We start from the raw sequence: 7,564 nt of genomic DNA on the forward strand, positions 1-7,564 counted from the left end.
GTCCGGATGCACGGTCGGCCTCTCCCGAGCGCCCAGGGCGCCGGAAGGGAAATCAGGTTTACAGGGGTATGACGTGCCTAGTAACACGCCGACGGTCAAGATTACGGGGCTGGGCCGGACGGGTCAAACCGGCTTCTCACCGTCCGGCGGCAGCGGCTTGACACCCTTGCACAGGTCGGTGCTGTCGGCCTTGCCCGGCCAGGCGACGCTCCCTACCCGGTCGAAGTGGCCGCGGTACGCGTCGTGCACGGAGTCGTCGTCGACCTTCACGATCGCCTCGTCGTTCTCGCGCAGCGCCGGAGCCGTGTAGTTCTGCGAGCCGGTGAAGGAGAGCTTGTTCCGCTTGCCGTCGTACATGCCGTCGATGAGCAGGTACTTCGAGTGGATGATGTAGGGCGTTGTCAGCTTGGTGCCGGGGTGCAGCGGATCCCGGTCGTCGTTGAAGCAGCGCACGGTCGGTCCGCCGGCCTTGTGCAGGGCCTCCCAGGTGCCGGGAGTGCCGCCCTGGCTCTTGGCGCTGTCGGTCTCGGCGTAGACGATGCTGACCGTGCAGCCCGCCTTCTTCAGCGAGACGAGCTTGTCGGCGATCTGCTTGCGGGTGATCTTGAAGATCGAGGCACGGATGTTGGTGTGCCTGGCCACCCCGGCCGCGTCCTTGTAGTTGCACTGCACGTTGTTCAGGACCGAGTACATGGTGTCGGTCTCGTTGACCGTGCCGGAGCGCGGGAAGAAGTACGCCTTGTAGAGGCCGTCGCTCACCGTGCGGTAGTCCCAGTTCCGCCAGTCCTTGCGGATCATGTCGGCGAAGTAGTCGGCGTACGCCTCGTACATCGTCGGGTTGTTCGGGAGCTGCAGCGCGTCGTTGTAGAACTTCGTGTGCGCGGAGGGCGTCGAGTTCGACGTCGTCTGCACGACGACGTCCCTGGCCCCCTCGACCTGCGAGAACAGCCAGAACTTGTTGTGCATGATCGACTTGCCGTACTTCGGATCACCCAGGCACGACTTGCCGGCCGGACAGAGTGTCACGAAGGACGACTTGTTCTTGTCGGTGCCGAGCGCCGCCGCGAGCGTGTTGTACGAGGTGTTCGTGGGGCGGTCGCTCCTGCTGGTCTCGTCGAGCACCATCTGCACGTGCACACCGCGGTTCCTGGCCGCCACGAGCGCGTCGACGACCGAGGCCTCCCACACGTGGTAGACCGCGACCTTGATGGTCGAACCGGGCACCGCGGCGTTCGTCAGCTCGATCAGCCGGGTCCGGATCGCGTGCTGCTGCTCCGGAGTGCCCTTCGGATCGTTGAAGAGCGGTGCCTCCACCAGCGGCGGCTCTCCGTCGGCCGCCGCCGTCCCCACGGCGCTGACGGACTGGATACCGGCCGCCGACAAAACCGTGGCCAGCGCGACGGCCTGGCGGCCGCCCTTGATCTGTTTCACGGCACGGTGACGTCCCGTGCCTTTCAGGCGACCCTGCGCCATCGTGCGTCCCCTCCCTGACACGAGCGCGCCGTCTCCCCGAACGCCACGCGCGTGTACTCCTTCACCAACCGCATGAGTTTTACAGGTACTTCACCGCGTGCCAACAGACAGGCGCCCCCGGCGTGGCCAAATCACCACACCGGGGGCACCCGGTCATCTGTACGGACGGCGAAGAACCAGGTCAGCCCTCGTCGGCCGCGGAGGCCTTGACACCGGACGGTGTCTGCTCCGCCGCGGCGGTCTTCTTCGTCGTCTTCGACGCCTTCTTGGCCGTCGTCTTCTTGGCGGCCGTCTTCTTGGCCGCGGTCTTCTTGGCGGCGGCCTTCTTCGCGGGCGCCTTCTTGGCGGCGGTCTTACGCGCCGTCTTCTTGGCCGGAGCGGCTTCCTCGGCCTCGGCCTCGGGCTTGTCCGTGCCGGTCTCCGGGGCCTCCGTGGCCTTCTCCGCCGACGGGACGACCAGGACGGCCGCCTCCTCGGACGCGGTCGGCGCGGTGGCCTTGCGGACCGCACGGCGACGCGGACGTGCCGGGGCGGCGTCCGCGACCGGCTCGGCGGCGACCGGCTCGGCGACCGGCTCCGCGATTGGCTCGGCCTTCGGCGCCTCGGCCACGATCACCTCGGCGGCCTCGGGCTCGGCGCTCCCCGCGGACTTCGGCGAACCGGCGGGCGACGTCGCCTTGCGGATCGCACGACGGCGCGTACGCCCCTTGGGAGCCGCGTCATCCACCGGCGCCTCGTGAGCGACCTCGACGACCGGGTCCTCGGCGGCGGCCGGAGTCTCGACCACGGGGGCCTCGACCACCGGAGCCTCGTCCTCGGCCGTGGCGGCCTTGCGGGACCTGGAGCGCTTCTCCGCCTTGGGGGCGGTCTCCGCCTTGGGCGCGTCGGCCTTCGGGGCGCCGGCCGGAGCCGAGGCCCGACGGGTCGCCCTGCGGCGCGAACGGCCACCGCGGGACGCCGCGGCCTCGGCCTCGGACGCGCTGCTGTACAGCTCCTCGTCCGGGACGAAATCGGGCTCCGGAAGTGCCACCGGGGCGGCTGCTTCCGCGGCGACCTCGGCCTCGGTCTCGACCTCGTCCGTGGCCTCGTGCTCATGCTCGTGCGTGTGCTCCTGGCCCTGCTCGGAGCCGCCGCGGCCGCGCTTCTTGCGCTTGCCGCCGCCACCGGCGGAGGTCGGCTGCTCCATGTGCACGATCACGCCGCGGCCGTTGCAGTGGACGCAGGTCTCGGAGAAGGACTCCAGGAGGCCCTGACCGACCCGCTTACGGGTCATCTGCACGAGACCGAGCGAGGTGACCTCGGCCACCTGGTGCTTCGTACGGTCACGGCCCAGGCATTCGAGCAGGCGGCGCAGGACCAGGTCCCGGTTGGACTCGAGCACCATGTCGATGAAGTCGATGACGACGATGCCGCCGAGGTCGCGCAGGCGCAGCTGGCGCACGATCTCCTCGGCCGCTTCGAGGTTGTTCCTCGTCACGGTCTCTTCGAGGTTGCCGCCCTGCCCGGTGAACTTGCCGGTGTTGACGTCGACGACGATCATCGCCTCGGTCTTGTCGATCACCAGCGAGCCGCCGCTGGGCAGCCAGACCTTGCGGTCGAGCGCCTTCATCAGCTGCTCGTCGATGCGGTACGTCGCGAAGACGTCGACCTCGGAGGTCCAGCGCTGCAGGCGGTCGGCCAGGTCGGGGGCGACATGGGAGACGTATCCGTGGATGGTGTCCCAGGCGTCCTCGCCGCTGACGATGACCTTCGAGAAGTCCTCGTTGAAGATGTCGCGGACGACGCGGACGGTCATGTCCGGCTCGCCGTACAGAAGGCCCGGCGCGCTCGTCGAGGCCGCCTTCGACTTCTTCTGGATGTCTTCCCACTGCTGCTGCAGACGCTCCACGTCACGGCGCAGCTCGTCCTCGCTCGCACCCTCGGCGGCGGTGCGCACGATGACGCCCGCGTCCTCGGGGACGATCTTCTTGAGGATGGTCTTCAGACGCGCGCGCTCGGTGTCGGGCAGCTTGCGGCTGATGCCGGTCATCGAGCCCTCGGGCACGTAGACCAGGTAGCGGCCGGGCAGCGAGACCTGGCTGGTGAGGCGGGCGCCCTTGTGGCCGATCGGGTCCTTCGTGACCTGCACGAGGACCGACTGGCCCGACTTCAGGGCCGACTCGATACGGCGGGGGCCGTTGGCCATCCCGAGCGCCTCGAAGTTGACCTCACCGGCGTACAGGACCGCGTTGCGGCCCTTGCCGATGTCGATGAAGGCGGCCTCCATGGACGGCAGCACGTTCTGGACCTTGCCCAGGTAGACGTTGCCGACGTAACTGGTGGCCTGTTCCTTGTTGACGTAGTGCTCGACGAGCACGTTGTCCTCGAGGACGCCGATCTGGGTGCGCTCGCCGTTCTGGCGGACGACCATCACGCGCTCGACGGCCTCACGGCGGGCCAGGAACTCGGCCTCAGTGATGATCGGCACACGGCGGCGGCCCTGCTCGCGGCCTTCGCGGCGGCGCTGCTTCTTGGCCTCCAGCCGGGTCGAGCCCTTGATGGACGTGACCTCGTCGACGCCGGTGCCGAGCTCGCGCTCTTCCTTCTTGCGCGGCTCACGGACCTTGACGACCGTACGCTCCGGGTCACCGTCCGCCGCGCTCTCGCCCTCACCGGAGTCACCGGCACGGCGGCGACGGCGACGGCGGCGACGGCTGCTGCTCGAGCCGGCGCCCGAGCCGTTGTCGTCGGAGTCGTCGTCGGCCTGCTCGGCGGTGTCTTCCGCTCCCTGCTCTGCGGCGGCGTCCGTCTCGGACTCGACGTCGGCGTCGGAGTCCTGCTGGTCACCGGAGTCGTCGGCGGACTCACCGCGGCGGCGGCGACGGCCACCACGACGGCGACGGCGGCCGTGACGCTCGCCGGAGTCGTCGGACTCGTCGTTGTCGTTGTCGTTGTCGTTGTCGTTGTCCGCGGCGGTGTCCTCGGCCTCTTCGGGCTCGGCGGGCTCCTCCACGGCCTGGGGAGCGGCCTTCGCGGGCTGCTCGGCGGCGGGCTGCTCGTCCGCGGCCCGACGGCGGCGGCGACGGCGCGGACCGGTCTCCTCCTCCACCACGGGTGCGGTGGCGACGGGCTCGGCCTCGGCCTCTTCGGCAGGCTCGTCGGCCGCTTCGGCGGCGGCAGCGGCAGCCGCGCGCTCGGGGGTCTGGAACATCGGCTCGGCGAACACCGGCGCCTGGAAGACGGCGACGGCGGGCCGCGCGGGCTTCCCGGAGTCGTCGTCGGCGTCGCCGGCGCGCGCCTTGCGGGCCCGCGTCGGGGCGGGCGCCGAGAATCCGGCGGCGGCCTTGCGGGTGGCACGGCGGGGGCGACGCCCACGGGGCGCGTCCTCCTCGGCGGACTCCGCCTCGGGGGCCTGGGTGCTCGCCACGGGCTCGGCGGCGGCCTTGGGGGCCTCGGTGGTCTCAGGTGCAGCGGTCTCGGCTGCGGGCGCGGACGAGCCGCGGGTCGCACGGCGGCGGGCACGGCGCGGGGCCGCGTCGCCGGACTCCGGCTGCGCCTCGGGCGCGGGCTCGGCGGCGACAGGCTCAGCGGCGGCGGGCTCGGCGGCCACCGGCGTCTCGGTGGGCGTCTCGGCACCCTGCGGCGCACCGGCGGGAGCCGAGGCGCGGCGGGTCGCACGGCGGCGACGCGGGGCGGGAGCGGCCTCCTCGGCGGGCTCGGCCTCGGCCGGGGCCGGGGCGGCGGCCACGGGCTCGCCGACCGGAACCTCCGCAGGCGTCTCGGTGGGCGTCTCGGCACCCTGCGGCGCACCGGCGGGAGCCGAGGCGCGGCGGGTGGCGCGGCGGCGACGCGGGGCGGGAGCGGCTTCCTCGGCCGCTGCGGGCTCCGGAGTCACGGCCTGGGCGGGCGCTTCGGCGGCGGGGGTGGCCGGTATGGCCGGAGCCGCGGCTTCGGTGGCGCCCACGGGCGGCCCCGCGGGCCGCGACGCCGCACGGCGCCTGCGGCGCGGCGGCAGGGTGTCGCTGGGGGTGTTGTTGTCCGAGCCCTCAGTGGGTTCGTTCGGCTCATGCATGCGGGCGGTTCTCCCGTCACGCTCCCGGGCGCCGCGCCTGGTCCGGTGATGTCCGCGGCCCTCGCTCAGCTACGCGGGGCCGCCATCCGGGGGCGTGGGCGCCGCACGGGAGCTCTATGTGTCTGTCTCGCCGGTTCCGTACGCCCAAATGCGGACGGCCTGGCGAAAGTCTCGGTCAGTGCGCTGCCCGACCCAGGTGGCTCCCGAGTACAAGGGCGGCGCTTCGACATTCGTCCCTACGCGGGACCTTCCGTCGCCGGCACCTTCGCGGCGGCTGCGGCGGCCCCTTGGTTCTCAAGCGGGGTCGTGGCTGCCTCGCGGTCGGGCGCGAGCGGGTCGGTCACCGTGCCGGTCTCGTCGTCAAGAAGCCCCTGCGCCAGCCTGGTCACCGCTGCGGGGACCGGCGGCGCCAGGTCGGCCACAGCTCGGAGACCGGACAGGACGTCGTCGGGTCGTACGGCAGGTGTCACGTGCCGAACAACCAGCCGCAGTATCGCACAGGGCTGGTCGGTCGGCCTATCAGCGTCGGGGCCGAGCGCCTCGTCGGCGGCGAGCGCCTCAAGGCTCACGACGGCCTCGCGGGCGTCGAAGGTCCGCATGCCGTTCTTCGCGCGGCGCTGGACCTCGACGCTCGCAGCGGCCCGGAAGGCCTCGGCGGCACGCTCCGCGTCCGCGGGCTCGACGCCGGTCAGGCGCAGCTCCCAGATGGACGCGGTGAGCCGGTCGGCGAGGCCCGAGGTGCGGGCCTCGACGGCGTCGATGATGTCGAGGCCGGTCGGCATCGACTCGTCGAGCAGCTCGCGCAGCTTGTCGGGGTCGCGCCGCGCGGTGAGCGCGATCTCCAGGTACTCGGCCTCACTGCCCGTGCCGGTGGGTGCGGCATTGGCGTACGACACCTTCGGGTGCGGAGTGAACCCCGCCGAGTACGCCATGGGCACCTCGGCACGGCGCAGCGCCCGCTCGAAGGCGCGCTGAAAGTCACGGTGGCTGGTGAACCGGAGGCGGCCGCGCTTGGTGTAGCGCAGTCGGATGCGCTGCACCGCGGGAGCGGGCGGCGGGCCTTCGGGCTGTCGCTTGCCCAGTGTTCTAGTCCTTCGTGAGTGCGGTCGTACTGCTACCTAGAGTACGTGTCCCGGGCGTGTCCGGTTCCCGCCGGGCCACCGGCACCGGCGCGGGCTCCATCGGGGCGCCCCCCACCGGGACCCGCTCCCTCGGTGCCCCGAACAGCATGCGCCGTACGTCGGCGCGGGCGTCCCGCACGCTCTGGCGGGCGGCGGCCAGTGCCTGGCGGGTGGCGCGGCCCGCGTCCTTCACCGCCCGGGCCGCGGGCCGCCAGACCCCGTCGCGCAGGGCGTGCCCGACCGGGGTGAGGACCGCGCGGTACACCCAGCGCACCGGGTCGACGAAGAGCCACCGCAGCAGCCGGCCGAGGAAGCGGCCCACGGCGAGCGAGACGTACCCGGCGATACGCCAGGCGTGTGCGAACGCGGCACCGATCTCGCGTGCGACGACCGCGATGCCCCGCCCGATGGGCGCGAGCACCCAGCGCCACAGGGCGACGGCGGGCACGACGAAGATCCAGCGCCCCAGGGCGCCGAGCACTGTCCCGACCCCCCGGGCCGTCCAGGCGATGCCCGCCCCAATTCCCTTGGCCAGCCAGGCGAGTCCGTGCCCGATGGGCGTGAGCACGGACACGTACAGCCACACGGCCGGGATCACGAACAGCACCCGCCCCAGCCACCCGAGCCCCTTCCCGACCGGCACGACCACATACCGCCACAGCCCCACCCACGGCCACACGAAAACGGCCTTGAGCAGCCACACCAGCACGACCCCGATGCCGCGCCCGGCCACCGCTGCTCCCGCCGCGATGCCCCGCGCGAGCCAGGCGACGGCGTGCCCGATGGGCGTGAGCACGGACACGTACAGCCACATGGCGGGAATCACGAACAGCACCCGCCCCAGCCACCCGAGCCCCTTCCCGACCGGCACGACCACATACCGCCACAGCCCCACCCACGGCCACACGAAAACGGCCTT

The 7,564-nt window shown here is 72.1% G+C and carries 4 protein-coding genes; all 4 read right to left on the reverse strand.

Features of this window, described 5'->3' with window-relative positions; all coding sequences use genetic code 11:
* Nucleotides 1-123: 123 nt before the first annotated feature.
* Nucleotides 124-1,473 (reverse strand): phospholipase D-like domain-containing protein, encoded by a 1,350-nt coding sequence (locus tag ACZ5WE_RS04600; RefSeq protein ID WP_467687554.1) that lies wholly within the window; start codon nucleotides 1,471-1,473, stop codon nucleotides 124-126.
* A gap of 181 nt (nucleotides 1,474-1,654) precedes the next feature.
* Nucleotides 1,655-5,524, reverse strand: a complete 3,870-nt coding sequence (locus ACZ5WE_RS04605) for an Rne/Rng family ribonuclease (protein ID WP_467687552.1) — start codon at nucleotides 5,522-5,524, stop codon at nucleotides 1,655-1,657.
* A 236-nt stretch (nucleotides 5,525-5,760) separates the two neighbouring features.
* Nucleotides 5,761-6,564, reverse strand: coding sequence for a TIGR03936 family radical SAM-associated protein (locus tag ACZ5WE_RS04610; RefSeq protein ID WP_467687550.1), 804 nt, complete (start codon nucleotides 6,562-6,564; stop codon nucleotides 5,761-5,763).
* A gap of 46 nt (nucleotides 6,565-6,610) precedes the next feature.
* A partial coding sequence (locus tag ACZ5WE_RS04615; RefSeq protein ID WP_469157276.1) for a hypothetical protein occupies nucleotides 6,611-7,564 on the reverse strand: 954 nt, incomplete at its 5' end.

The sequence above is a fragment of the Streptomyces sp. NPDC033180 genome, from assembly GCF_055577645.1.